The following is a 1,239-nucleotide window of genomic DNA, read 5'->3' on the forward strand; positions in this document are numbered from 1 at the left end:
CTGCGGGCATTGCGCGGGCAGGTGCAGCGCGAGGAGGTGTACGGGCTGGATCCGGCCAGCGGCCAGCCTCAGGCCACGCCGTTCAGCGTGATGAGCCTGCGCTACTGCGTGCGTGAGTGGCAACCGGCCGCGGACCCGGGCGCGCCCGCCGTGCTGCTGCCGTTCGTGCTGGAGAGCCTGGCCTACAACTATGAACAGGTGGCCACCGACCCGCAATGGCAGCAGACCGTGGCACTGGAGGTGGACACGTACGGCGTGGTCACGAAGACCGTCAGCCTGCGCTATCCGCGCCGGGCGCAGGTGATGGCATTGCCCGAGGCGGCCCATGTCAGCGATACCCAGCAGGACACGTTCCATGTGACCGAAACCCGGATCCACGTGACGCACCTGCGCGAGCCGGATCTGAACGGGGCGGGCTGGCGACTGGGCCTGCCGGTCGAAAGCCGGGACTCCGTGCTCGGCCAGGTCGCGCCGCCTGCTTCGGCCAACCGCGTCTATAGCTATGAGGCCCTGACCGATGCCAATGGCCCGCTGGCGAGCGCGACCCGCACCCTGGCCAGTTGGCAGCAGCAAATCTATGAGGATCCGTGGACCGGTGACCCGCTGCCGCTGGCGCAGGCCACCCGTGAGGGGCTCGTCTGCCAGGTGAGGACGGCCGCCTTGAGCCAGACCGAGTTGCGCGACGCCTTCGAGAACCTGATCCCTCCCGCGCAACTGGAGCCGCTGCTCACGCAACTGGAAGGCGAACTGGTCGAGCAGGCGGGATTCGAGCAGGACGAGGCTGGGGATGCCAAGAACTACTTCTGGAACCCCGGCCTGTATGCGGCATTCGCGGACTTGGCGGAGTTCTATACGGTGCGCGCGCACCTCGACCCCTTCGGCAATTGGACGCGGTACGAGCGCGACGAGCGCACGCTCGCGCCGACCCAGCTCACGGATGCGCGGCGCAACACGACCCGGATCGCCTACGACCCTTGGACCCTGCTGCCGCAGCAGATCACCGACGCCAATGGCACGGTGCGCGAAGTGAGCTACGACCCGCTCGGCCGGGTGCACCTGAGCAGTCTGCGCGGTACCGAACGCGCCTTTACCGACAGCCGGGCCGATAGCGTGGGTTTCGGTTCGCTGGCTGATTACCGCTCGTCGGTCAAGACAGTCGACGCGGCGCTGCAGGATCCGGCCGGCGCCCTCGACAACGCCGCCCAGGCCCATTTCCATGCCGACCACAGCTGGATGGGC

General features: G+C 68.2%; 1 protein-coding gene. It reads left to right on the plus strand.

What is annotated here, in order from left to right:
- The coding region (locus KVT39_RS38270; RefSeq protein WP_306795629.1) for a toxin TcdB middle/C-terminal domain-containing protein at nucleotides 1-1,239 on the plus strand (1,239 nt) is incomplete at both ends.

Origin of the sequence: Burkholderia sp. GbtcB21, from assembly GCF_019091065.1 — a bacterium.
In the GTDB taxonomy this organism is placed as follows: domain Bacteria; phylum Pseudomonadota; class Gammaproteobacteria; order Burkholderiales; family Burkholderiaceae; genus Burkholderia; species Burkholderia pyrrocinia_C.